The 24,918-nt window shown below is 61.8% G+C and carries 24 protein-coding genes and 2 pseudogenes; 20 read left to right on the top strand and 6 right to left on the bottom strand.

Going from position 1 to position 24,918, the window contains the following annotated elements; all coding sequences use genetic code 11:
* Positions 1 to 112: 112 nt before the first annotated feature.
* A pseudogene (locus tag NKH93_RS28040) lies at positions 113 to 1,201 on the bottom strand (acyl-CoA carboxylase subunit beta); the annotation flags it as partial.
* Positions 1,202 to 1,588: 387 nt separating this feature from the next.
* On the opposite strand from NKH93_RS28040, the gene NKH93_RS28035 reads away from it, so the two are divergent.
* Positions 1,589 to 3,007 carry a DEAD/DEAH box helicase gene (locus NKH93_RS28035; RefSeq protein WP_352502945.1) on the top strand — a complete coding sequence of 473 codons (1,419 nt, stop codon included), beginning with the start codon at positions 1,589 to 1,591 and terminating at the stop codon, positions 3,005 to 3,007.
* A gap of 102 nt (positions 3,008 to 3,109) precedes the next feature.
* Here the strand turns inward: NKH93_RS28035 and NKH93_RS28030 are convergent.
* Positions 3,110 to 3,261 (bottom strand): annotated as a pseudogene (locus tag NKH93_RS28030) (alpha/beta hydrolase); the annotation flags it as partial.
* A 28-nt stretch (positions 3,262 to 3,289) separates the two neighbouring features.
* Entirely contained in the window at positions 3,290 to 4,111 is an 822-nt protein-coding gene (locus NKH93_RS28025) for an SDR family oxidoreductase (RefSeq protein WP_352457508.1), read from the bottom strand.
* 215 nt (positions 4,112 to 4,326) lie between these two features.
* Here NKH93_RS28025 and NKH93_RS28020 point away from each other — a divergent pair, with 215 nt between their 5' ends.
* From NKH93_RS28020 to NKH93_RS27995, 6 genes are all read left to right on the top strand, one after another.
* Positions 4,327 to 5,361, top strand: a complete 1,035-nt coding sequence (locus tag NKH93_RS28020; protein ID WP_023675106.1) for a cysteine synthase A — start codon at positions 4,327 to 4,329, stop codon at positions 5,359 to 5,361.
* Positions 5,361 to 6,104: an alanyl-tRNA editing protein gene (locus NKH93_RS28015; RefSeq protein WP_023675105.1), complete on the top strand. Its 744-nt coding sequence runs from the start codon at positions 5,361 to 5,363 to the stop codon at positions 6,102 to 6,104. The genes NKH93_RS28020 and NKH93_RS28015 overlap by 1 nt, the downstream gene beginning before the upstream one ends.
* Before the next feature lie 35 nt (positions 6,105 to 6,139).
* The gene (gene sseA / locus NKH93_RS28010) at positions 6,140 to 6,991 is read left to right on the top strand and encodes a 3-mercaptopyruvate sulfurtransferase (protein WP_023675104.1); all 852 of its coding nucleotides are present in this window, start codon (positions 6,140 to 6,142) and stop codon (positions 6,989 to 6,991) included.
* Between the two features lie 5 nt (positions 6,992 to 6,996).
* Positions 6,997 to 7,560, top strand: a complete 564-nt coding sequence (locus NKH93_RS28005) for a GNAT family N-acetyltransferase (protein WP_352448953.1) — start codon at positions 6,997 to 6,999, stop codon at positions 7,558 to 7,560.
* A gap of 151 nt (positions 7,561 to 7,711) precedes the next feature.
* Complete coding sequence (gene dapB, locus NKH93_RS28000; RefSeq protein ID WP_352448952.1) at positions 7,712 to 8,518, top strand: 4-hydroxy-tetrahydrodipicolinate reductase; 807 nt, start codon at positions 7,712 to 7,714, stop codon at positions 8,516 to 8,518.
* Between the two features lie 77 nt (positions 8,519 to 8,595).
* A complete protein-coding gene (locus tag NKH93_RS27995; protein ID WP_352471826.1) occupies positions 8,596 to 9,063 on the top strand; it encodes a DUF1203 domain-containing protein in 468 nt (155 codons plus the stop codon).
* Between the two features lie 244 nt (positions 9,064 to 9,307).
* On the opposite strand, the gene ald is transcribed toward NKH93_RS27995, so the two are convergent.
* Positions 9,308 to 10,423 carry an alanine dehydrogenase gene (ald, locus tag NKH93_RS27990; RefSeq protein WP_352973668.1) on the bottom strand — a complete coding sequence of 372 codons (1,116 nt, stop codon included), beginning with the start codon at positions 10,421 to 10,423 and terminating at the stop codon, positions 9,308 to 9,310.
* A 157-nt stretch (positions 10,424 to 10,580) separates the two neighbouring features.
* Between ald and NKH93_RS27985 the strand changes: the two genes are divergently transcribed.
* Positions 10,581 to 11,054: an Lrp/AsnC family transcriptional regulator gene (locus NKH93_RS27985; RefSeq protein WP_023675099.1), complete on the top strand. Its 474-nt coding sequence runs from the start codon at positions 10,581 to 10,583 to the stop codon at positions 11,052 to 11,054.
* A gap of 13 nt (positions 11,055 to 11,067) precedes the next feature.
* Here NKH93_RS27985 and NKH93_RS27980 read toward each other — a convergent pair whose 3' ends face one another.
* Positions 11,068 to 11,724, bottom strand: coding sequence for a 5-formyltetrahydrofolate cyclo-ligase (locus tag NKH93_RS27980; RefSeq protein ID WP_352973667.1), 657 nt, complete (start codon positions 11,722 to 11,724; stop codon positions 11,068 to 11,070).
* A gap of 180 nt (positions 11,725 to 11,904) precedes the next feature.
* On the opposite strand from NKH93_RS27980, the gene NKH93_RS27975 reads away from it, so the two are divergent.
* The 7 genes from NKH93_RS27975 to NKH93_RS27945 all read left to right on the top strand — a co-directional run bounded on the left by NKH93_RS27975 (position 11,905) and on the right by NKH93_RS27945 (position 18,707).
* Entirely contained in the window at positions 11,905 to 13,170 is a 1,266-nt protein-coding gene (locus tag NKH93_RS27975) for an NAD(P)/FAD-dependent oxidoreductase (protein ID WP_352973666.1), read from the top strand.
* 131 nt (positions 13,171 to 13,301) lie between these two features.
* Positions 13,302 to 15,281 (top strand): bifunctional 2',3'-cyclic-nucleotide 2'-phosphodiesterase/3'-nucleotidase, encoded by a 1,980-nt coding sequence (locus NKH93_RS27970; RefSeq protein ID WP_352973665.1) that lies wholly within the window; start codon positions 13,302 to 13,304, stop codon positions 15,279 to 15,281.
* Between the two features lie 371 nt (positions 15,282 to 15,652).
* On the top strand, positions 15,653 to 15,787 hold the full coding sequence (locus NKH93_RS27965; RefSeq protein WP_292655342.1) for a hypothetical protein: 135 nt from the start codon (positions 15,653 to 15,655) through the stop codon (positions 15,785 to 15,787).
* 103 nt (positions 15,788 to 15,890) lie between these two features.
* Positions 15,891 to 16,178, top strand: a complete 288-nt coding sequence (locus NKH93_RS27960) for a Dabb family protein (protein WP_254817185.1) — start codon at positions 15,891 to 15,893, stop codon at positions 16,176 to 16,178.
* 306 nt (positions 16,179 to 16,484) lie between these two features.
* Entirely contained in the window at positions 16,485 to 17,372 is an 888-nt protein-coding gene (locus NKH93_RS27955) for a VOC family protein (RefSeq protein WP_352973664.1), read from the top strand.
* Positions 17,369 to 18,220, top strand: coding sequence for a 3-deoxy-8-phosphooctulonate synthase (gene kdsA / locus NKH93_RS27950; RefSeq protein WP_352874370.1), 852 nt, complete (start codon positions 17,369 to 17,371; stop codon positions 18,218 to 18,220). Before NKH93_RS27955 ends, kdsA begins: the two co-directional genes overlap by 4 nt.
* A gap of 121 nt (positions 18,221 to 18,341) precedes the next feature.
* Complete coding sequence (locus tag NKH93_RS27945) at positions 18,342 to 18,707, top strand: PRC-barrel domain-containing protein (protein ID WP_023675091.1); 366 nt, start codon at positions 18,342 to 18,344, stop codon at positions 18,705 to 18,707.
* Positions 18,708 to 18,784: 77 nt separating this feature from the next.
* On the opposite strand, the gene NKH93_RS27940 is transcribed toward NKH93_RS27945, so the two are convergent.
* The gene (locus NKH93_RS27940) at positions 18,785 to 18,907 is read right to left on the bottom strand and encodes a hypothetical protein (RefSeq protein ID WP_084642452.1); all 123 of its coding nucleotides are present in this window, start codon (positions 18,905 to 18,907) and stop codon (positions 18,785 to 18,787) included.
* A 202-nt stretch (positions 18,908 to 19,109) separates the two neighbouring features.
* Between NKH93_RS27940 and eno the strand changes: the two genes are divergently transcribed.
* The 5 genes from eno (at position 19,110) to NKH93_RS27915 (ending at position 24,907) form a co-directional block, all read left to right on the top strand.
* Entirely contained in the window at positions 19,110 to 20,384 is a 1,275-nt protein-coding gene (gene eno, locus NKH93_RS27935; RefSeq protein ID WP_352471834.1) for a phosphopyruvate hydratase, read from the top strand.
* 134 nt (positions 20,385 to 20,518) lie between these two features.
* Complete coding sequence (locus NKH93_RS27930) at positions 20,519 to 20,839, top strand: FtsB family cell division protein (protein WP_023675088.1); 321 nt, start codon at positions 20,519 to 20,521, stop codon at positions 20,837 to 20,839.
* A gap of 171 nt (positions 20,840 to 21,010) precedes the next feature.
* Complete coding sequence (gene pdhA, locus NKH93_RS27925) at positions 21,011 to 22,051, top strand: pyruvate dehydrogenase (acetyl-transferring) E1 component subunit alpha (RefSeq protein ID WP_352502934.1); 1,041 nt, start codon at positions 21,011 to 21,013, stop codon at positions 22,049 to 22,051.
* 15 nt (positions 22,052 to 22,066) lie between these two features.
* Positions 22,067 to 23,470 (top strand): pyruvate dehydrogenase complex E1 component subunit beta, encoded by a 1,404-nt coding sequence (locus tag NKH93_RS27920; RefSeq protein ID WP_352542001.1) that lies wholly within the window; start codon positions 22,067 to 22,069, stop codon positions 23,468 to 23,470.
* Positions 23,471 to 23,488: 18 nt separating this feature from the next.
* Positions 23,489 to 24,907, top strand: a complete 1,419-nt coding sequence (locus NKH93_RS27915) for a pyruvate dehydrogenase complex dihydrolipoamide acetyltransferase (RefSeq protein ID WP_352822152.1) — start codon at positions 23,489 to 23,491, stop codon at positions 24,905 to 24,907.
* The last annotated feature ends 11 nt before the right edge of the window (positions 24,908 to 24,918 follow it).

The raw sequence follows: 24,918 nt of genomic DNA, 5'->3' as shown, positions 1-24,918 counted from the left end.
TTCTTTTTTTAATAACCCCCCGTTGGGCCCGGGGGGCTTCTTAATCCCCAAACTCTGGGGGGGCGCGGTTTTTCAACACCCAACAATTCGCCGGGGGGGGCCCGTAAAACCCCCCCCCCACGTCGACGAAGGTGACGATCGGGATCGAGAAGCAGTCGCAGAATCGCACGAAACGAGCCGCCTTGCGGCTGGCATCCGAATCGAGCACGCCGGCCAGCACCATCGGCTGGTTGGCGACGAAGCCGACGCTGCGGCCCTCGATACGGCCGAAGCCGGTGACGATGTTTTTCGCAAAATTCTGCTGGATCTCGAAGAAGTCACCCTCGTCGGCAACTTTAAGGATCAACTCTTTGATGTCGTAGGGTTTGTTGGCGTTGTCGGGGATCAGCCGGTCGAGCGACAGATCGTGATCGGTGACCGATTGGTAACATTCGATCTCGGGAATTTCCGCCGTGTTGGAAGCGGGCAGCAGATCGACCAGCCGGCGCATCTGCAGCAGCGCCTCGACGTCATTGTCGTAGGCTCCGTCGGCGATCGAGGACTTCGTCGTGTGGATAGAAGCGCCGCCGAGGCTTTCGGCGGTGACCGTCTCGTTGGTTACGGTCTTCACCACATCCGGCCCGGTGACGAACATGTAGGAGGTTTCGCGAACCATGAAGATGAAGTCAGTCATCGCCGGCGAATAGACGTCGCCGCCGGCGCAGGGCCCCATGATCACCGAGATCTGCGGGATGACGCCGGAGGCCAGCACATTGCGCTGGAAGATCTCGGCATAGCCACCGAGCGCCGCCACGCCTTCCTGGATACGGGCGCCGCCGGCGTCGTAAAGGCCGATGATCGGCGCGCGATTGCGCAGCGCCATCTCCTGGACCTTGACCACCTTTTCGGCATGGGCCTCGGACAGCGAGCCGCCGAACACGGTGAAATCCTTGGCGAAAAGATAGACCGGGCGACCGTTGACGGTGCCCCAGCCGGTAACGACGCCGTCGCCGGCGATCTTGGTTTTCTCCATGCCGAAATCGGTCGAGCGGTGCTCGACATACATGTCGAACTCCTCGAACGAGCCCTCGTCGAGGAAGACGTCGATGCGTTCGCGGGCAGTCAACTTGCCCTTCTTGTGCTGGGCGTCGATGCGGGCCTGGCCGCCGCCCATGCGGGCGATCTCGCGGCGGCGCTCGAGTTCCTTCAGCACGTCCTTCATGACCGGTCCCCGAAACGGAAAGCTGCATTGTGGTAATCATGCCCGCGAGAGAGCGCAAGCGCCGCTTCCTCATGGCTTTTGCTGCGCTGCAACATCAGGCCCCTTGCATTTCGATGCGAACTGGGCCATATGCGGCGGCATAGGCGCTTGGGCCGGGACACTCCGGCCTTCTCGATGAATGAGACTGGTTGCGTCTGTTTTCCCTCTTCCCGACATATCGGCAAGGTGGCGAAAAAGCCCCGTGGCATGAAGCCTGCGGGCACGACAGCGCAGCCGTGCGGACGATGACGTCCGCCCGCCTTGTCGTTTCATGACAATTTTCGACGGCAGGTTGCGCCCTGCCGCCATCGATGTTTGCGGCCAGGAGCCGCATGAAAGAAGAATATTTTGACCAATGAAAACACTTTGACCGGTAAGGACACTGCGGAACCGAACGGTTTCGCCGCACTTGGAATCACCGGCGCACTGCTCAAGGCCACCAATGCCGCCGGCTTTACCGATCCGAAGCCGATCCAGGCCCAGGCGATCCCGCCGCAGCTCGAAGGCCGCGACATTTTCGGCATCGCCCAGACCGGCTCGGGCAAGACGGCGGCGTTCGCGCTGCCGATCCTGTCGAAGATCATCGCACTTGGTACCAAGCGCCGGCCGAAGACGGCCCGAGCGCTGATCCTGGCGCCGACACGTGAACTCGCGGTGCAGATCGAGGAGATGATCAAGCTGCTCGCCAAGGGCGCGCATGTCTCGACCGCGCTCGTGCTGGGCGGCGTCTCGCGCTTCAGCCAGGTGAAGAAGGTTGCGCCCGGCGTCGACATCCTGATCGCAACGCCCGGTCGGCTGACCGACCTTGTGCGTGAAGGCGACCTGATGCTTGCCGACACCAAATGGCTGGTGCTCGACGAAGGCGACCGCATGCTCGACATGGGCTTCATCAACGACGTGAAGCGCATCGCCAAGGCGACGGCGCCGGACCGTCAGACGGTGCTGTTCTCGGCGACCATGCCGGCCGAAATCGCCGAACTGGCGAAAGGCCTGCTGAAGAACCCGATTCGCGTCGAAGTCGCTCCTCACAGCACCGCGGCCGCCGAGATCGTGCAGGGCGTCGTCTTTGCCCGCACCAAGCAGAAGCGCCAGGTGCTGGCCAACATGCTTGCCGATGAGGCGATGAAGTCCGTCATCATCTTCTCGCGCACCAAGCATGGCGCCGACAGGGTGACCAAGGATCTCGAGCGCGACGGCTTCAAGGCCGCCGTCATCCACGGCAACAAGTCGCAGAATGCCCGTCAGAAGGCACTCAACGATTTCCGTGAGGGTTCGGTGCGCATTCTCGTGGCGACCGACATTGCGGCACGCGGCATCGACGTGCCCGGCATCAGCCATGTGGTGAATTTCGACCTGCCGGACGAGGCGGAGAGCTATGTCCACCGCATCGGCCGCACCGGCCGCAACGGCATGGACGGCATCGCCATCACACTCTGCGACCCGTCTGAAAACAGCAAGCTGCGTCAGGTCGAGCGCATCATCCGCACCAAGCTGCCGATCGTTGCCGACCATCTCGGCAGCCCCGATCCGCAGCGCAATCCCGCCGAGAAGAACGAGCGCAGCTTCGAACCGGCCAACGATCGCAACGACCACAATGGCCGTCGCGACGGCAGGCGGCCCGGCGGCGCAAACAACGGCTTCGGCAAGAAGCGGTTCGGCGACAAGCCGGCCTTTGCGGGCGAGCGCAAGCCGGAAGGCGCCAAGCCCTTCAAGGGCAATAACAAGCGCCGCTTCGGCGGCAAGCGGCCAGCAGCGCGGGCCGCATAATCTGACCGTGTTGCGGTCGGCCAAGCCTGGCTTGGTCACACACGATTGAAGAGGGCGACCGGAGCGATGCTTCGGTCGCCCTCTTGCTTGGGGGCCTTTGGGTCACCTTACCACCGCCTCGATCGACACGACGATCCGCTGCGCGAGGAAAGCCGTGGTCGATGCGACAGCGCGTCGCCGGCAATGACGTGGTTGTCCGGGTCTCCGGTATCGTCGACCGGCACCAATTCATGTGCGGCGCCCCAGCGACCCGCAAACACGATCGCTCGCCCATCACCGATCCTACTCGACTGGCGGCTTGCGGTCGAAATTCAATGGCCGCGCATTCCAGCGGGTGACCGTGCTGATCACCCATCGGCAGAACGGCCTCGGCAGCATCCTGAGCAACTTCAGCGTCCAACTCAGGCGGCGTGGGAAAGTGACTTCGAAGCCGCCGTATTCGATGCCTTGCGCGATGCGGCGCGAGGCCAGATTGACCGGCATCAAGCCCGGCATCGGCAGGAAGTTCTTTTCGGTCAGCCGCGTGTCGACAAAGCCCGGATTAATCACCTGGATGCGGACGTTCATCTTGTCGAAATCGTATTTCAGCGACTCGGCCAGGATATTGACCGCCGCCTTGGTGCCGCCATAGGCGGCGGTGGTGGGCCAGCCGAAATAGGCGGTGACCGAACCGATCAGCACGACATGGCCGCGCGAGCGCACGCGCATGCGTTCGATGACCGGCAGCAGGCCATTGATGATGCCAAAATAATTGACTTCGAAAGACCGACGGAAATTGCGCGCCACAAGATCCTCGCCCGGCGTTGCGATATAGCTTCCAGCGTTGAACACTGCCAACACGATCGGACCGAGATCTTTCTCGATCGCTGCAACCGTCTTCGCCATGCGTTTTTCGTCGGTCACGTCGCAAGGATAGGCTGCGACACGGCCCGCCATCTGCGCCGTTTCGACGATGAGCGTATCGATCGGATGGTCATCTGGCGCAGTCACCGCGACGACATAGCCCCGAGCGGCAAGATCCTTGGCCAGCGAACGGCCGATACCGCTGCTGCCGCCCGTAATCCAGGCGACGCCATGCTTCGGATTGGCCCGATAGAGTGTCATGTTGCGCCCCGCCGGCTCTTCTTAGCCTGTGCTCTACCGGTGAAGAAATCGAATGAAAAGAGTGCTTTTCGGTACATGGTTGAAATGAATACCGGTCGGGCGCTCCTGGCTGCAGGAATTGCAGTGTGCGAAATGCGACTGGACCAGGCAAATTCTTGCCTTGAAACCGAAGCTTCGGGTTTCTAGGGTTTCGCCGCACCCACAAAGGAATCTCCATGCCCCGTTCTGTGATCGACGTGATCGGCAACACGCCCCTGATCCGCCTCAACAAGGCCTCGGAAGCAACCGGCTGCGAGATCCTGGGCAAGGCCGAATTCATGAATCCCGGGCAGTCGGTAAAGGACCGCGCCGGCCTGTTTATCATCCGCGATGCGGAACAGCGCGGGCTGCTGCGGCCCGGCGGCGTCATCGTCGAGGGGACGGCTGGCAACACCGGCATCGGATTGACACTGGTTGCCAAGGCGCTCGGCTACCGCACGGTGATCGTCATTCCCGATACCCAGAGCCAGGAGAAGAAGGATACGATCAAACTGCTCGGCGCCGAGTTGATCGAAGTGCCCGCCGTGCCTTACAAGAACCCGAACAACTACGTGAAGCTGTCGGGCCGGCTGGCCGAGCAGATGGCCAAGAGCGAGCCGAACGGCGCGATCTGGGCCAACCAGTTCGACAATGTCGCCAACCGTGACGGCCATATCCGCACCACGGCCGAAGAAATCTGGAACCAGACCGACGGCAAGGTGGATGGTTTCGTGTCGGCGGTCGGTTCCGGCGGCACTCTGGCAGGCGTCGGTTTCGGGCTGAAGGCCAAAAACAACCAGGTCAAGATCGCGCTGGCCGATCCGCTGGGGGCAGCGCTCTATTCCTTCTACACCAGCGGCGAGCTGAAATCCGAGGGCAGTTCGATCACCGAAGGCATCGGGCAGGGGCGGATCACCGCCAACCTCCAAGGCTTTACGCCCGATTTTGCCTTCCAGATCCCCGACGAGGACGCGCTGCCGATCGTATTCGACCTGATCCAGGAGGAGGGGCTTTGCGTTGGCGGTTCGACGGGCATCAACATTGCCGGCGCCATTCGCCTGGCGCGCGAGCTAGGCCCCGGCCACACTATCGTGACCATGCTTTGCGACTACGGCACGCGCTACCAGTCGAAGCTGTTCAATCCTGAATTCCTGCGCGAAAAGAAGCTGCCGGTGCCGGGGTGGATGGAGCAACAGAGCACGATTTCAGTACCGTTCGAAAGGGTTGCGTGATGGCGCACAAGACCGAAGCGCTGTTTCGTGACGACGCCTATCTGGGGACGGCCGACGCCACCGTCGTCGCAGTCAATGATCGCGGCGGCATCATTCTGGACCGGACGGTGTTTTACGCCACATCGGGCGGGCAGCCGGGCGACACCGGCAGCCTCGAACGCGCCGACGGCACCGGCATAGCGATTGCCGCTACGATCACCGGCGAAACCAAGGACGAGATCATCCATGTGCCGGCGCCGGAGCAGGCAGTTCCAAAGGTGGGCGAGCGCATGAGGCTCGCCATCGACTGGCCGCGGCGGCAGTTGCTGATGCGCATGCATTCTGCCTGCCACCTGCTTACCGTCGTCTGTCCGTTCCCGATCACCGGCGCCGCGGTTTCCGAGGACGACAGCCGTATCGATTTCGACATCCCGGATGCCGGCTTTACCAAGGAAGACGTGACGGCCAGACTGATGGAACTGGTGCGAGCCGACCACCCGATCTTCACCCGGCTCATTTCCGACGAGGAACTGGCATCCAATCCGGGCTTGGTGAAATCCAAGAATGTGCGGCCCCCGGCCGGCACGGGAAGGATCCGATTGGTCTGCATCGGCGAGAACGCTTCGATCGACAGCCAGCCTTGCGGCGGCACCCATGTAAAGAGCACCAGCGAAATCGGCGAGATCCATATCGGCAAGATCGAGAAGAAGGGCCGCGAGAACCGGCGCTTCCGCATTCGCTTTGGTCCTATGCCGCCAGCCTGATATAGGACTGCGACGGGCGGGACAGGAGAGAAAAGATGGCCGACGACAGTCCTTTCACCATCGATGCCGATTGGTTACAGAAGCGGCTCGGCGAACCCGGCCTGACGATTGTCGACGCGTCCTGGTATCTGCCGGCGCAAAAGCGTGACGCGCGCGCCGAGTACGACGTAGCGCATATTCCAGGCGCCCGCTTCCTCGACCAGGATGCGGTTTCGGACCCCGACGCGGCTCTGCCGCACACGCTGCCGTCGCCGCAGCATTTCGCGCAATATGTCGGCGCGATGGGTATTTCGGCCGATGACACGATTGTTGTCTATGACGGGCCAGGGTTCTTTTCTGCACCGCGCGCCTGGTGGTTGTTTCGCGTCATGGGCGTGTTCCAGGTCTATATACTCGACGGCGGGTTCGATCGTTGGAAAGCCGCCGGACGGCCGGTGACGGCGGAGCCGACGAAGATCGCGCCTTGCGTGTTTTATGCCAACTTCGATGCCGCCCGCGTCGCCAGCCTTGCCGACATGCGCCGGATCGTCGAGACGGGGGAGAGCCAGATCGCCGACGCGCGCTCGCCTGGCCGTTTTGCCGGCACCGAGCCGGAGCCGCGCCCCGGCATACGCTCCGGCCATATGCCGGGCGCGCACAACGTGCCATTTTCGGCGCTTTCGGAAAACGGCGAATTGTTGCCGAAGGACAGGCTGCGAAAAGTGATCGAAGGAGCCGGCATCGACCTGTCGAAGCCGGTCGTCACCTCCTGCGGGTCGGGCGTCACCGCGGCAGCTGTCACGCTGGCTTTGGAGACGCTTGGCCATGCCGACAACAGGCTTTATGACGGTTCATGGACCGAATGGGGCGGGCTTTCCGACACGCCCGTCGTGACGGGCAAGGACTGACGGGGATGGAAGACGGATCGCTGGAAGACATCGACGTCACCGTGACGTTTCTCGAAATGCATGTGCCGCCTGCGTATTCGCCGCCGCTGCCGTACAACCGCCAGATCGCGCTGCTCAAGACCAAAGACATTCCGCTGCATTTCTACCGCTATTTGATGGATCGGGTGGGCCGCAAATGGCACTGGGTCAATGTGCTGAGGCTGAGCGACGAGGAGCTTGCGGCGGGCATCCACCGGGAGGACCGCGACATCAGGGTGCTTTATCTGGATGGTGCGCCGGCCGGCTTCTTCGACCTCAAGCCGCATTTGCCGGAGGAAGTGGAACTCGCTTATTTCGGAATGATGGAGCACGCGACCGGGCAAGGCATCGGCCGCTGGTTCCTCGGTGCGGCAATCGCCGCGGCATGGTCGCACGGGCCAAAGCGGGTGACGGTGCAGACCTGCACCCTCGATCACCCAGCAGCACTGCCGCTCTATCAAAAACTCGGCTTTACGCCAGTGGCGCAAAAAAAGGAGGTCGTACATCCGATGTCTTTTGCCGAGCGCGCGGCCAGCGTCATGCGGCCCTGATTTTCAGGCCCGTTCATCCGCGCTTCAGCTTGTCTTTGCAATGTCCCAGAGTCTCTGGATCAACACTCAAAGGCGAGCTCGACTTGAATGAGCTTGGCTCTTTCCATATCGCTATCGTCTAAAAACCCGATGGGTGATGGAGGATCGCACGATGGCAATACGCGTGGTAATGGCCGGCGCGACCGGCTGGGTCGGCAAAGCGCTGGTTCCGGCGATCGGGGCGCAAGGCGACATGGCGCTGGCCGGGGCTGTATCACGCAGCGGCGCGGGGCAGGATTCCGGTCTGCTGGTTGGTATGCCGGCTAATGGTATTGCCGTTTCGGCCTCGCTGGCCGAGGCGCTGGAGGCGCCGTCGGACGTGCTAGTCGACTTTACCAAGCCGCATGTCGTGAAAGACCATGTGCTGCTCGCCATCGACAACGGACGGCACACGGTGATCGGCACGTCGGGACTGGGAGCTGCCGACTATGCCGAGATCGACGCCGCGGCGCGCGCCAATGGCGTCGGCGTTGTTGCCGCTGGCAACTTTTCCATCACCGCCACGCTGATGAAGCGGTTTGCACTTATGGCGGCAAAATACGTGCCGGATGTCGAGGTCATCGATTATGCTAGTGCAAAGAAGCCCGACGCGCCCTCCGGAACCGCACGAGAGCTTGCTGAAGCGCTGGCCGACATCCGCAAGGCCTCAACGGCAAAGCCGGTCTCCGAGGTCTCCGGCGTGCCGGCCACACGCGGTGGTGCGGTCGGCGCAGGCGAGGGGGTGCAAGTGCACGCGCTTCGCCTGCCGTCCTACATCCTGTCCTGCGAGGCGCTGTTCGGTTTGCCAGACGAGCGGCTGACCATACGCCACGACGCCGGCTCGTCCGCAGCGCCTTACGTGGCGGGCACGCTGCTGGCCATCAGACGGGTACAGCAGATCAAAGGTCTGGTTCGTGGTCTCGACGCGCTGATGGATTGATCCATTTCGGCAGGAATCGGGTGGGAAACGCTGTCTTGCGAGCATAATTTCCGGTCGACGACACCGGAGATTTTGTCATGACGCTAAAATTCAAAGCCTTGCCAACCAATGCTGTCCGGGCACTTCAGCGCGGCGGGCCGGATGCTTATGGCTTGAAGCCAGAGCGGCAAATTTCGGATGGCGACGGCGTGCCTTGCCGTCATTGCTTGAAAAATATTGCTTTGGGAGAGGCCTATCTTGTTTTGGCCTATCGACCTTTTCCGGAGCTGCAGCCTTATGCCGAAACGGGGCCGATCTTTCTGCATGCGAAAGAATGCGAACGCGCCGCCGAGGGGAAAATGCTTCCCGAAATGCTCGAAAGCAGCGATTACATTGTGCGCGGTTATGGCAAGGACGACCGCATCGTTTACGGCAGCGGCGGCGTCATTCCGACCGACGCCATTGCCGCACGGGCAGAGACGTTGTTCGAACGCGACGACATCGCTTACGTCCACATCCGCTCGGCGCGCAACAATTGCTATCAGTGCCGGATCGACCGCGCGTAACCGGACAGGCTGCACCGGCTTGGCTGTCGTACTCCCGTCGCATACCAGCGGTAGAAAGACACTGTCGATGGATTTGCCGACCGCGGATGAACCGGCGGGAATTTTCGACAACCGAGGAAGCGGGGCTTTGGCTCCGCTTTTTTGTTGTCCGGTTATTCTGCGCGCCCGACACTTTTCAGTCTTTCGACATAAGAAAAACCCGTCGGACGAATCCGACGGGCACTGGAGGGGCAGATTCGGAAGCTCAGGCTGCGAGAACGGCCTTCGGCTCGACCAGCTCGTAACCGAGCGCTTCGGCCACCGCGCGATTCGTGATCTTGCCCTTGTGGACGTTCAGCCCGTTGCGCAGATGGTGGTCGTCTACCAGCGCCTTGAGGCCCTTGTCGGCGAGCTGCAGGCCATAATGCAGCGTCGCATTATTGAGCGCGTGGGCCGAGGTGACCGGCACCGCACCCGGCATGTTGGCGACGCAATAGTGGATGACGCCGTCGACCTCATAGGTCGGCTCGGCATGGGTGGTGGCCTGCGAGGTCTCGAAGCAGCCGCCCTGGTCGATGGCGACGTCGACCAGCACGGCGCCTTTCTTCATGCCCGACAGCATCTCGCGCGTCACCAGCTTGGGCGCTGCTGCCCCCGGGATCAGCACGGCGCCGACGACGATGTCAGCCGAAAAACATTCTTCTTCCAGCGCCTCGACGGTCGAGTAGCGGGTGTGGACGCGGCCGCCAAAGATGTCGTCGAGCTGACGCAGGCGCGGGATCGAGCGGTCAATGATGGTGACGTCGGCGCCAAGGCCGGCGGCCATCCGTGCAGCATGCAGGCCGACGACGCCGCCGCCGAGCACGGTTACCTTGCCGGGGAGCACGCCGGGCACGCCGCCAAGCAGCACGCCGCGGCCGCCATTGGCCTTTTGCAGCGCCGTTGCACCCGCCTGGATCGACAGGCGGCCGGCAACTTCCGACATCGGCGCCAAGAGCGGCAGACCGCCGCGCTCGTCGGTGACGGTCTCGTAGGCTATCGCGGTCACGCCGGAGGCCAGCAGGCCCTTGGTCTGCTCCGGATCCGGGGCAAGATGCAGATAGGTATAGAGGATCTGGCCGTCGCGGAGCTGAACCCATTCGTTGGGCTGCGGCTCCTTGACCTTCACGATCATGTCGGACTTGGCAAAAACGTCGGCTGCCGTCTTGGCGATCGTGGCGCCGGCGGCACGATACGCGTTGTCGTCGGCGCCGATGCCGGCGCCGGCGCCGGTCTCGATCAGCACTTCATGGCCATGCGCGACATATTCGCGGACCGAACCCGGCGTCAGGCCGACGCGATATTCGTGATTCTTGATTTCCCGGGGGCAGCCGATGCGCATCGTTCTTCTCCTGATCCGGCCCTTTGGGGCTCGTTCCCTGTCTAGAGATAGTGAACCACGAATCGTTCGGTAAGTGTTTGCGAATGCGCTTGCCCGAGAGGCCACTGTTCGATAATCGTTGCGCAAAACATTAGAATTGTCGCAGGAACCCGCAAAAATGCCGCTCGACAGGATTGATATCGCCATTCTCGAGACGTTGCAGAAGGATGGGCGGATACCCAACGCAGCGCTCGCCGAGAAGGTCGGCCTGTCCCAGTCGGCCTGCTCGCGGCGGCTGGACAATCTGGAGAAATCCGGAACCATCCGCGGCTATCACGCCCGGCTGTCCAACGCCGCACTTGGGCATCAGATGACGGCGATCGTGCATATATCGCTGTCCGGGCAATTCGAGAAGACGTTGTCGGATTTTGAGGCAGCGATAAAGCGCTGCCCGAACGTCTTGTCCTGCCATTTGATGTCGGGCGAATATGACTACATCCTTCGCATAGCGGCAAAGGATCTCGTCGACTACGAACGTATCCACAAGGAGTGGCTGTCGGCAATGCCGCATGTGACGAAGATCAATTCGTCCTTTGCCCTGCGCGAAATCGTCGATCGCACAGCCGTGGGAATGAAGCCTGAACTCGCCTAGGCCCCGAACTCGCCTAGGCCTTGGATGCCTCAGTCACCACACGGTCCATCGGAATATCGTGCGGCTGCGGGTAGATGGTGACGATGCGCTGCAACTCGTAGCCGACGCCGATGACCAGCGGCTTGAACGACATCGCGGCAAGCGTGCGATCGAAGAAGCCGCCGCCATAACCCAAGCGGAACTGCCCGGGATCGATGCCGACGATCGGCGAAATGACGACGTCGGGCAACACCGGATCACCGTCAGCCGGTATCGGGATATTCCAGACGCCCTTCTCCAGCCGGTCTCCGTGGGCATAGGCGCGAAAGACAAGCGGCCGGTCTTTCTCGACGACGACGGGCAACGCCGTGCGCCCGCCCCGCGCGTTAACGGTTTCCATCCACGGGCGCAGGTCCGGCTCGCCGCGAAACGGCCAGTAGAGGCTGACCAAACGGCCGGCGATGTCGCCGATCACCGCGTCGAGCCCTTCGGCAATGCGCTGCGACATAGCTGCGCGCGTGTCGCCTGAAACGGCAAGGCGGGATGCGATCAACCGCTCGCGCTCGGCCTTGCGCCAGCGCCTTACGTCGGTCCAGTCGGATAGCGGCGCTTGGAACTCCGGATCGAGCTCGTGCATAAAACAAGGAGGCGAGGCGTACTGCGCTGAGCCTTCGTCTTCATCGCTAGCCATGCTTCACCTGCAATATACAGTTCCAACCAAGTAGTATCCTGGACGCAGGCTATATCCGGGAACGAGTCCGCAGCATGCGTATTCACGACATCAAGCGACGACTCCCAGGCAGTTGCAGCGCAGGCATTGCTGCACTGCACAACGATACTTACATCAGCCTTGGCGAGAGGGATGAGTGAGATGAACACAGCCAACCATCACGTCGTCGTCGTAGGCGCCGGTTTCGGCGGCCTCGAATTCACCCGCGCACTTGCCGGCGCGCCGGTGCGCATCACCATGATCGACAGGCGCAATCATCACCTCTTTCAGCCGCTGCTCTACCAGGTGGCGACGACGGCGCTGGCAACCTCCGAAGTCGCCTGGCCGATCCGCCATCTCCTGCGCAAACGCAAGGACGTGACGACGCTGCTTGCCACTGTGACTGGCATCGACCGCACCGGCAAGCGGGTGCTGCTGCAGGACGGCGGCACCGTCGGTTACGACACGCTGGTGCTGGCCACCGGCGCGCGGCACGCCTATTTCGGCCATGACGAATGGGAGCCATTCGCCCCGGGCCTGAAGACGCTGGAGGACGCCACGACCATTCGACGGCGTATTCTTTTGGCTTTCGAGCAGGCCGAGCGGGAAACCGATGCCGCCCAGCGCCAGGCACTGCTGACGCTGGCGATCGTCGGCGGCGGGCCGACCGGCGTGGAATTGGCCGGCACCATTGCCGAACTGGCGCACGACACGCTGCGCGGCGAGTTCCGCAACATCGACACGCGGCAGACGCGTGTGGTGCTGATTGAGGCCGGCGACCGCGTTCTTGCCAATTTCGCGCCGGAACTCTCCGATTATGCAACGAAGGCGCTCGAACGGCTCGGCGTGACCGTCGAACTCGGCCGGGCGGTTACGCGCTGCGATGCCGAGGGTGTCGTCTTCGGCGACACACATTTGCCGGCCAGGACAATCCTGTGGGCGGCGGGCGTCGCCGCTTCGCCGGCCGCCGAATGGCTCGGCGCGGCAGCGGACCGCGCGGGCAGGGTGCTTGTCGAGCCCGACCTCACTGTACCGGGAAACCCGGAGATTTTCGTCATCGGTGACGCAGCGCACGTCCTGCGGCCGGATCGCCGGTTGGTGCCGGGCGTCGCGCCCGCCGCCAAGCAGCAGGGACGGCACGTCGCCACGGCGATCAAGGCAAGGCTTGCCGGTGACGCGACACCGCGTCCTTTCAGCTACAGGCATGACGGCGACCTGGCGACGATAGGCAAGCGCGCGGCGGCCATCGATTTCGGCTGGATCAAGCTTACCGGCCGGCTTGCCTGGTGGCTATGGGGCTTGGCGCATATTTACTTCCTGATCGGCTTTCGTAACCGGCTTGCGGTTTCCCTGAGTTGGCTATGGATCTACTTCACCGGTCAGCGCAGCGCGCGGCTGATCACGCAGGGCGACGACGATAAGGGCTGATTGTTCGCTGCCGGACATTCATCGGCGCGTCACCTCCTCTTGATGGAATCGGCTTCTGGACTCGGCTGGATTTCGGCGCGAAGCTTTGCTTCGGGCAGGACTTGTCACGTCGTGGAAGAAAGAGAAAACGAATGTCCCAATTGCGCCACCTCGTCTCACGCCGCGATTTCCTCGCCGGCGTTGCCGCCAGCGGAGCGCTGATCATGCTGCACCCGTTCTCCGCCCGGGCTCAAGCCAATCAGGCGCATCTGAGGATTATGGAGACGACCGACATCCACGTGAATGTGCTGCCTTACGACTACTACGCCGACAAAGCTAACGACACGATGGGGCTGTCGCGAACGGCATCGTTGATTGAAGCCGTGCGCAAGGAAGCAACCAACGCGATGCTGATCGATAATGGCGACCTTCTGCAAGGCAACCCGATGGGCGACTACATCGCCTACGAGAGGGGGATGAAGGATGGCGATCTGCATCCGGTCATGAAGGGCATGAACCTGCTCGGCTACGAATGCTCGACGCTCGGCAACCACGAGTTCAACTACGGCCTGTCGTTCATGGACAAGGTGCTGGCCGGTGCCAATTTCCCGTTTGTCTGCGCGAATTTGACCCGCGGCACGGAGCTCGCCGCGAACCCGCGCGACGACAAGCTTTATCTCAAGCCTTACGTCATCCTCGACAGGAAGATCAAAGACGGGTCGGGCGCCGAGCAACCGATCAGGATCGGCATCATCGGCTTCGTGCCGCCGCAGATCATGGTCTGGGACCTGAAAAATCTCGAGGGCAGTGTCAAGACGCGCGACATCGTCGAGGCGGCCAAGGCGTGGGTGCCGCAAATGAAGGAAGAAGGCGCCGACATCGTCATTGCGCTCTCCCATTCCGGCATCGACGTGAAGCAAAGCGACATGATGGAGAACGCCTCCTTCTTCGTTGCCGGTGTCGAAGGTATCGATGCGGTGTTCACCGGCCACCAGCATCTGGTCTTCCCCGGCAAGAAGGACTTTCAGTCGCTGGACGCCGTCGATACGGCGAAAGGCACGTTGCAAGGCAAGCCCGCCGTCATGGCCGGCTTCTGGGGCTCGCACATGGGGCTGATCGATCTGTTGCTGGAGCGCGACGGATCGACATGGAAAATCGTTTCGACGACCTCTGAGGCCAGGCCGATCTTTGAGCGGGTCGACAAGACGAACAAGCCGACCGTCGCGGACGACCAGCGCATCATCGACGCGCTCAAACAGGACCACGAGGCGACGCTTGCCTATGTGCGCCGGCCGGTCGGCAAAACCTCGGCGCCGCTCTATTCCTATTTTGCGCTGGTCGCCGATGATCCATCGGTGCAGATCGTCAGCCAGGCGCAGACCTGGTATTTGAAGGACATCCTGAAGAACACAGAGTGGAAGGATATGCCGCTGTTGTCGGCGGCGGCACCGTTCAAGGCCGGCGGGCGCAACGGCGCCGACTATTACACCGACGTGGCGGTGGGCGATATCGCCATCAAGAACGTCGCCGATCTCTACCTCTATCCAAACACGGTGCGCGCCGTTGAAATCACCGGGGCAGAGGTGAAGGAATGGCTGGAAATGTCGGCCGGCATCTTCAACCGGATCGAACCGGGCAAAGCCGACCAGGCGCTCATCAACACTGACTTCCCATCCTATAATTTCGACGTGATCGACGGCGTCACATACAAGATCGATCTGTCGCAGCCACCGAAATATGATTCGAAGGGCGGGCTGGTGAATGCTGGCTCGACCCGCATCATTGACTTGATGTTCGACGGCAAACCGATTGACCCCAAGCGGAAATTCGTCGTCGCCACCAACAACTACCGAGCCGGCGGCGGGGGCAATTTCCCGGAGATCAATGCCTCGAAGATCATCTACGAAGCGCCCGACACCAACCGCGATGTGATCGTGCGCTATATCGTCAGCAAAGGCACCATCAACCCGTCGGCGGACGCCAACTGGTCGTTTGCGCCACTGCCGGGAACCAGCGTCGTATTCGAGACCGGCGCCAAGGCGAAGGAGTTTATTGCGCAAGTGAAGTCGCTGAAGATCGAGCCGGCGGGCGAGGGCGAAGCGGGCTTTGCAAAATACCGCATCACTCTTTGAGGCGAGGATTTGAACGTCGGCTCGAAACTGTCTCAGCGTTAAGATACTGCCCCGATACGGCCAATCCGTTTGAGACAGGGGGCCTCTTCAAGCAGGTGGTGCGAAACGCCGCTTGACGGCGGCATGACCGGATCCAGCGCGTCCGTCGAAATCCCGCCGGAATAATCGTGTGGCAGTCGGTCGATCGAGGCGGGAAGCGGTCGTCGAAGCCGAGCGGGGTTATCTTTCCAAGGCGCCCTGTGGCGGTAGCGCCATTCTGGCCAGCAAGCATCGCAGCAGACAGACCACAAAGGCCATTAAATTCGGGGAAGGGTCCCCAGCAGCGTTGGAATCGCTATGGTTGCAACCGTCCATATGCGCTAGTTTTAGTCATGCGTTATGTCATCGTCATCACGACTGTCACCTTTTTCCTGATCTGGGACGGCATTTACAACCAAGGCCGCTACCTCGACAGGACGGTCAGGGAGGTGACCCGCATCGTGCACTATGTAACGAGCATGGTGTAGTTTCTCTTCGCACCTACGGTTCGCAGACGCGACAAACCTGCCGATTGACGGCACGCTGCCGCTGACACAAAAGAACGCCGGTCCAACGGTCGAGGAGGCTGGGTTGATCCGGCATATCGTTTTCTTCAGCGCACGGCATAAAGCGGATGTCGAGGCAGTGCGCACGGGCCTCCTGGCGCTTGGCAAGATACCTCATTCGCGTCATTTCGAGGTAACGCTCAACACCAAGGTCGACCCGCTCTCGGATGAGATCGATGTGGTCGTCTACGCCGAGTTCGAGGACGAAGCGGCGCTCGCCGCCTACAAGGCGCATCCGCTCTATGCAGAGACGACCAGCCGGGTCAAACCTCTGCGCGAATTACGCTATTCGGCCGACATCGTTGCAAGTTGACCGCCTCCCAAGGCAGATTTGACGTCGCGGAGGGGCTCCGCGCCGTAGCCCGCTTCACTCCGTCTGAGCCGCGGAGGTTTCGGTCGGATCGACGCCCGGCCGCTTTGGCGCGTTCCAGATCAGCACGGCGATAACTGCTATCGCAATAACGGCTAGGGCGATGAAAAGGTCTCTTCCCATAGCAATGAGCTAGGATGATTTTTGCGGGCGGCAAGTCGGCTCCTCGCGGCCGAGGCCTGCGATCGCCGCTGAGGCACCGGCTAAGCCCTTGAACCATTTTCAGGAATGAGGCACATCGCGCGGGACATGACCGAAAACACCCCCGCAAGGCCTCATCCGCTCGATCACCTGGTGCTGCCGACAGCAAGCCTCGATGTTGCGCGGGCGCGCTTGGCCCTGCTCGGCTTTACCGTTGCGCCGACAGGTATCCACCCTTTCGGAACGCAAAACTGCTGTGTCTTTCTCACCGACGGCACCTATCTCGAGCCGCTCGCGGTCGCTGACCGGCAGGCCGTGGCAACGGCGATCGCGAACCGCAATGTCTTTGTCGTGCGTGATCGCACGTATCGCGAAGAAAACGGCGATGAAGGATTTTCTGCCGTGGCGCTGGGCACCGAAAGCGCCGCCGCGGACCACGCGCGCTACATGGAAGCCGGTCTGTCGGCGGGAAACGCGCTAAGCTTTTCGCGCGCCTTCACCGATGCGGCGGGAAAGAGCGATACCGCATCGTTCAAACTGGCCTTCGCGGCTACAGGCAAGACAGCGGACGCTTTTCTCTTCGCCTGCGAGCGGATCAATGCGCCGAACGTCGACCGCACTGCGTTGCAGGCCCACGCTAATGGCGCAACCGGCATTGTCGAAGTCGTGGCAGTCACTGGCGAACCTTTCGAACAAGGCCGTTTGATTTCGATCGCAGCCGGAATCGAGGCGCAGGGCGGCGGCACTGTCTATGAGCTGCCGAATGCCGTCGTGACCGTTCTGGATCCTGCAGCCTATTCGGCACGCTTCGGCATTCCTGCCGGCGCACCATCTGAACTCCGCTTTGCCGGGATCGTCTTTTCGATTAGGCACGGCGATGCCGTCGCCAAGCTGCTTGCAGCCAATTCTGTCGAACACCACATGCGCGGCGGTGATACCATCGTGCCGCCGGCGCCAGGGCAGGGCGCAGCCTTCATTTTCCGGGAGATCGCATGAACAAGCTCAATCCACTGATGCCGAACTCTTCCGTTGCGGTCGGCAAAGTCATTTTCGGCAACAGCGCGCCCCTATCGCTGATCGCTGGTCCATGCCAGCTGGAATCGCGGCAGCACGCTTTCGACATGGCCGGTGCGCTAAAGGAATTGACCGACAGGCTCGGCATTGGGCTCGTCTACAAGACCAGCTACGACAAGGCCAATCGCACCTCGCTTGGCGGCACGCGCGGCGCGGGACTTGAAGCGGCAATGCCGATCTTCGACGACTTGCGCAGGAATTTTGCGCTGCCGATCCTGACCGACGTCCACACTGAGGAACAATGCGCGATCGTCGCTCCGCATGCCGATATCCTGCAGATTCCTGCCTTCCTCAGCCGCCAGACCGATTTGCTGATTGCTGCGGCAAGAACCGGCAAGGTGGTCAATGTGAAGAAGGGGCAATTCCTCGCGCCGTGGGACATGAAGAACGTCGTCGCCAAGATCATCGGCTCCGGCAACGCCAATGTCTTGGTCACCGAGCGCGGCGCATCCTTTGGTTACAACACCCTGGTGTCCGACATGCGGGCGCTGCCGATCATGGCCGAGATCGGCGCGCCGGTGATTTTCGATGCCACCCATTCCGTGCAGCAGCCGGGTGGGCAGGGCGGTTCGTCTGGCGGCGACCGGCGCTTTGTCGAGACGCTGGCGCGCGCGGCCGTCGCGGTTGGCGTCGCCGGCGTCTTCATCGAGACGCACCAGGACCCCGACAACGCGCCTTCCGACGGTCCCAACATGGTGCCGCTAAAGGATCTTCCCGCATTGCTTGAACGGCTGATGGCGTTCGATCGCATTGCCAAAAGCGTGGGTTGAACCAGCAGTTGCGCCACAGCAGCGCCGCCAGGAAACTTTGAAGAATTTCGAACCTGCCTGGAACCTTAGCCCGCGGCCCTCATTGTCAAAATCTAATGTCAACGACGACGAGGAGCACACCATGACGACCCAGACGGGACACACCGAAGCCATCGCCGCTTCGCGGGTTATCGGCACATCGGTCTACAATACGGAAGGCACTCATATCGGCGACATCGAGGACGTCATGCTCGACAAGCTGTCGAACGGAATCATGTTTGCCGTGATCGGTTTTGGTGGATTTCTCGGCATCGGCGAGAAATACCACGCCATTCCGTGGGCGAGCCTTGACTATGACGAGAACAAGGGCGGCTATGTCGTGCCGTTCACCAAAGACCAGCTGATGGCCGCTCCTTCCTATTCGATCAACGAGTTGACCGGCGCCGACGGCGAGGCCGCGCGTGATGCCTCATATAACTACTACAAGGTCGAGCCTTACTGGCACTGACCTTACTGGCACTGACTAAGTCTCCTGGAATCAAAAAGGCCCCCGGGAAATCGGGGGCCTTTCGATGTGGCGGGATGCTACTGCGCAATCTGCAGGGCCGGCAAAGGCGACGATCCCTGCGGGGGTTGCTGATTGTCGCACGACGTCAGGAACGCAGCCGCGATCAGGAACAAACTCACAATACCGCTCAACTGGGACATGGCGAAACTCCTCCTGTTTCGCCCCGCGCGACAACAGCCATAAACCAGAAACCGGCATGCCGCGTATGACAAATGATGACAGCGCTTCGTGCTTCGTGAATCCGTAGCGCGCGGGCAATATTTGCAAGTGCCCCGATTGCGTTTTGCGGCGCTTTGGCTAAGAGGTGCGCGACGCTTCAATCGATCAATCGGGGACATCGCAATGACGGCCATCATCGACATTGTCGGGCGTGAAATCCTGGACAGCCGCGGAAATCCGACCGTCGAGGTCGACGTCGTGCTCGAAGACGGTTCGATGGGTCGCGCCGCGGTGCCTTCCGGCGCCTCGACCGGCGCGCATGAGGCGGTCGAACTGCGCGATGGCGGCCCCCGCTATCTCGGCAAGGGCGTGCTCACGGCGGTCGAGGCGGTGAACGGCGAGCTGTTCGAGGCGATCGGCGGCATGGAGGCAGAGAATCAGATCCATATCGACCAGACCATGATCGAGCTCGATGGTACGCCCAATAAGAGCCGGCTCGGCGCCAATGCCATCCTCGGCGTGTCGCTGGCTGTGGCCAAGGCTGCGGCCGAAGCGGCCGACCTGCCGCTCTATCGTTATGTCGGCGGCACCAAGGCCCATGTGCTGCCGGTGCCTATGATGAACATCATCAATGGCGGCGCGCATGCCGACAACCCGATCGATTTCCAGGAATTCATGATCCTGCCGATCGGCGCGCCGACGCTGCGCGACGGCGTGCGCTGGGGCTCGGAGATCTTTCATACGCTGCGAAAGAAGCTGAAGGACGCCGGCCATAACACCAATGTCGGCGACGAGGGCGGCTTTGCCCCCAACCTGAAGAGCGCGCCGGCCGCGCTCGACTTCATCATGGAATCGATCGAGCAGGCTGGCTTCAAGCCCGGCGAGGAGGTTGCGCTGGGCCTCGACTGCGCGGCGACCGAATTCTTCAAGGATGGCAACTACGTCTATGAAGGCGAGAGGAAAACCCGCGACCCGAAGGTGCAGGCCAGATATCTGGCCAAACTTGCTGCCGACTACCCGATCATCACCATTGAGGACGGCCTGGCGGAGGATGACTGGGACGGTTGGAAAATACTGACCGATCTCATCGGCAAGCAAACGCAGCTGGTTGGCGACGATCTGTTCGTCACCAACACGGCGCGGCTGCGCGACGGCATCCGCATGGGTGTCGCCAATTCGATCCTGGTCAAGGTCAACCAGATCGGCTCGCTTACCGAAACGCTCGACGCCGTCGAGACCGCGCACAAGGCCGGCTATACCGCGGTGATGTCGCACCGCTCGGGCGAGACCGAGGATTCGACCATCGCCGACCTCGCCGTTGCCACCAATTGCGGGCAGATCAAGACGGGCTCGCTGTCACGCTCGGATCGCATGGCCAAGTACAACCAGCTCATCCGCATTGAGGAGGAGCTCGGCAAGCAGGCGCGATATGCCGGCAAGTCGATCGTGAAAAGCTGATTTCGAGAGAAAATCCGTGGCGGCGAGGGCGGGGACATTCCCGCCCTTTTTTGCTTCCTGGCTCTGAATCCAACAGGCTGTAACCGTCCATTAAGCACAATCGGGCGACAAAGGCGGCGTAGAGGATTCGGACCATGTGGACACGCCAGCACAAGCAAAGAAACACCGGCCGGCTGATCATCCCCTCGCTCTGCGTGGTGTTCCTGACTTATTTCGGCTTCCATGCCTATCATGGCGAGTTCGGCATCTATTCCAAGTATCAGCTCGAAGCTGAGACTGCCGAATTGCAGGGCAGGCTCGATGCCGTCAGGGCGCGCCGGATCGATCTCGAGCGCCGCGTTCAGCTGATGCATGAGGGCACCCTGGAGAAGGACATGCTGGACGAGCAGGCGCGCAAGGCGCTTAATCTGTCCCACGCGGACGAGATCACCATCATGCTGCCGGTTGCAAGATAACCGGATTTCAGTTAATCGGTGATATTTGCAATGATTTTAATTGCTTAGATGCATGACAGCCATGCGTTTTCGGCATGGCGAAAGCCTTCCCTGCATGTTAGCCTGCCTCAAATCGGTGGGAGAACTGATCTCCCTCGCTGTCCGCCAAGAGACGCCAACAGGGAGTGATGCATGGCCACCGCCACCAGAAAAGCGCCTGCCAAATCCAAATCGGACGGCAAAACGCCGGGCCTTTCCACCCCAAAGCCTGTTGAATTCACCAAAGACCAGGAGCTTGCCGCCTACCGGCGCATGCTGCTCATCCGCCGCTTCGAGGAAAAGGCCGGCCAGCTTTACGGCATGGGCTTCATCGGCGGTTTCTGCCACCTCTACATCGGGCAGGAAGCGGTCGTTACCGGCATGAAGATGGCGCTGATCGATGGCGACCAGATGATCACCGCCTATCGCGACCATGGTCATATGCTGGCCATGGAGTTGTCGCCGCGCGGCGTCATGGCCGAACTGACCGGGCGCCGTAGCGGCCTGTCCAGAGGCAAGGGCGGCTCGATGCACATGTTCTCCAAGGAGAAGCATTTTTACGGCGGCCACGGCATCGTCGGCGCGCAAGTGTCGCTCGGCACCGGCATTGCGTTCGCCAACCGCTATCGCGGCAACAACAATGTGACGCTGACCTATTTCGGCGATGGCGCGGCGAATCAAGGCCAAGTCTACGAAAGCTTCAACATGGCCTCGCTGTGGAAGCTTCCGGTGATCTACATCATCGAGAACAACCGCTACGCCATGGGCACCTCGGTCTCGCGCTCGTCGGCCGAGACGGATTTCTCGCACCGCGGCGCGTCCTTCAAGATTCCAGGCATCCAGGTCGACGGCATGGATGTGCGCGCTGTAAAGGCAGCCGGCGACCTCGCCGCCGAATGGTGCCGCGCCGGCAACGGGCCGCTCATTCTCGAAATGCAGACCTATCGTTACCGCGGCCATTCGATGTCGGATCCGGCTAAATACCGCTCCAAGGAAGAAGTGCAGAAAATGCGCTCCGAACGTGACCCGATCGAGCAGGTTAAGGCGCGGCTGCTCGATAAGAAATGGGCAAGCGAGGACGAACTCAAGGCCATCGACAAGGAAGTCCGCGACGTTGTCGCCGACGCCGCAGAATTTGCCCAGAACGACGCGGAGCCAGATCCGTCCGAGCTCTGGACCGACATCGTACTTTAACGAGAGGGCAAGGACATGCCGATCGAAATTCTCATGCCCGCCCTCTCGCCGACCATGGAAGAGGGTAATGTTTCGAAGTGGTTGAAGAAAGAAGGCGACAAGGTCGCGGCCGGTGACGCCATTGCCGAAATCGAGACCGACAAGGCAACGATGGAAGTCGAAGCCGTCGACGACGGCACGCTTGCCAAGATCGTGGTTCCTGCCGGCACCGAAGGCGTCAAGGTCAACACACTGATCGCTGTGCTGGCCGTCGATGGCGAAGACATCGACGAGGCGGGCGAAGGCATTGGCGAGGAGGCTGTCGTGTCGCAAGCGGCAGCGCCCGCGGCTGCTCCGCCCCCCGTTGCTGCTCCGGCCAAGAGCGAAGCGGCAGCACCTGTTGCCGCCGCACCCAGGCTGGAAATTGCCGCCGATCCGGACATCCCGGCCGGCACCGAAATGGTCTCGACCACGGTGCGTGAAGCGTTGCGCGACGCAATGGCTGAGGAAATGCGCCGCGACGGCGACGTCTTCGTCATGGGCGAGGAAGTCGCCGAGTACCAGGGCGCCTACAAGATCACACAAGGCCTGTTGCAGGAATTCGGTCCGCGGCGCGTAGTCGACACGCCGATCACCGAGCACGGCTTTGCCGGCGTTGGTGTTGGCGCGGCGATGGCCGGCCTGAAGCCGATCGTCGAATTCATGACCTTCAACTTCGCCATGCAGGCGATCGACCAGATCATCAATTCAGCCGCCAAGACGCTCTACATGTCCGGCGGCCAGATGGGCGCCCCGATCGTCTTTCGCGGCCCGAACGGCGCGGCTGCCCGCGTCGCCGCGCAGCATTCGCAATGCTATGCCGCCTGGTACAGCCATGTTCCCGGGTTGAAGGTGGTGATGCCCTATACCGCCGCCGACGCCAAGGGTCTGCTCAAGGCGGCGATCCGTGACCCGAACCCGGTCATCTTCCTCGAGAACGAAATCCTTTACGGCCACTCCTTCGACGTGCCGAAGATGGACGATTTCGTGCTGCCGATCGGCAAGGCGCGCATTCACAAATCCGGCAAGGACGTGACCATCGTCTCGTTCGGCATCGGTATGACCTACGTGATCAAGGCCGAGGCGGAGTTGCGCGGCATGGGCATCGATGCCGAGATAATCGACTTGCGCACCATCCGCCCGCTCGACTTCGACACGATCATCGCCTCGGTCAAAAAGACCAATCGCCTCGTGGTGGTCGAGGAAGGCTTTCCGCAGAACTCGGTCGGCGACCATGTCGCCAATCAGGTCTCGCAGCGCGCCTTCGATTTCCTCGATGCACCGGTCATTACAATTGCCGGCAAGGACGTGCCGATGCCCTATGCGGCGAACCTCGAAAAGCTGGCGCTGCCCAATGTCGGCGAGGTCGTCGAGGCGGTCAAAGCCGTCACGTATCGCTGAGCAGGGCGGGAGGACAAAATGCCTATCAACATCACCATGCCGGCGCTGTCGCCCACAATGGAAGAGGGCAACCTTTCCAAGTGGCTGGTCAAGGAGGGCGACAAGGTTTCGCCCGGCGACGTGATTGCCGAGATCGAGACCGACAAGGCAACGATGGAAGTCGAAGCCGTCGACGAAGGCACGGTTGCCAAGCTGGTGGTTCCGGCCGGCACTGAAGGCGTCAAGGTCAATGCGCTGATCGCGGTGTTGGCGGCTGAGGGCGAGGATGCGGCGGCCGCCGCGAAAAGCGGTGACGGCGCCGCGCCGGCAAAGGCTGAGGCGAAGCAGGACAAAGCACCAATCTCCCCACCCGTGGGGGAGATGTCGACGAAGTCGACAGAGGGGGGCGCTGTCCCTCCTGCCGCAGGGAGCGAGGCGCCCCCCTCTGGCCTGCCGGCCATCTCCCCCACACGGGGGGAGATCAGCCAATCCGCAAACGGTGAGCGCATCTTCGCCTCGCCGCTGGCCCGGCGCATCGCCAGCGAAGCTGGTATAGATGTCGCGGCGCTGACAGGCTCCGGCCCCCGCGGCCGCGTGGTAAAGGCCGATGTCGATGCCGCAATTTCCAGTGGCGGCGCCAAGGCGGCACCAGCAGCAAAAGCGGCGCCCGCCGGCGCTCCGGCGCCTGCGGCCGCAGCACCCAAACCAATGTCCGACGAGCAGGTGCTCAAACTGTTTGCCGAAGGCTCCTACGAGCTGGTCCCCCACGACAATATGCGCAAGACCATTGCGCGGCGGCTGGTCGAGGCCAAAACCACCATCCCGCATTTCTATCTGACGCTCGACTGCGAGCTCGACGCGCTTCTGGCCCTGCGCACGCAGATCAATGCGGCCGCCCCGGCGAAGAAGACCGAGAAGGGCGAAACGCCGGCCTACAAGCTTTCGGTCAACGACATGGTTATCAAGGCTCTGGCCATGGCGCTGATGGCGGTGCCGGATGCCAATGTGTCGTGGACAGAAAACGCCATGGTCAAGCACAAGCATGCCGATGTCGGCGTTGCCGTGTCGATCCCCGGCGGCCTGATCACCCCGATCATCCGGCGTGCCGATGAAAAGACGCTGTCCGTCATCTCCAACGAGATGAAGGATCTTGCCGGCCGCGCCCGTAGTCGCAAGCTGAAACCGGAAGAATATCAGGGCGGCACCACGGCGGTGTCCAATCTCGGTATGTTCGGCGTCAAGGATTTTTCTGCCGTCATCAACCCGCCGCATGCGACGATCCTGGCGGTCGGCGCCGGCGAGCAACGCGCAGTGGTGAAGAACGGCGAGATCAAGATCGCCACGATCATGTCGGTGACGTTGTCGACCGATCACCGCGCCGTCGACGGTGCGCTCGGCGCCGAGTTGCTCGTCGCCTTCAAACGCATGGTCGAAAACCCGATGGGCATGCTGGTTTAAGAGAGGGGAAC

Origin of the sequence: Mesorhizobium sp. M0954 (genome assembly GCF_040319155.1) — a bacterium.
Classification (GTDB): domain Bacteria; phylum Pseudomonadota; class Alphaproteobacteria; order Rhizobiales; family Rhizobiaceae; genus Mesorhizobium.
The sequence above is the reverse complement of the archived record's forward strand: the minus strand, read 5'-3'. Positions and strand labels throughout refer to the sequence as shown.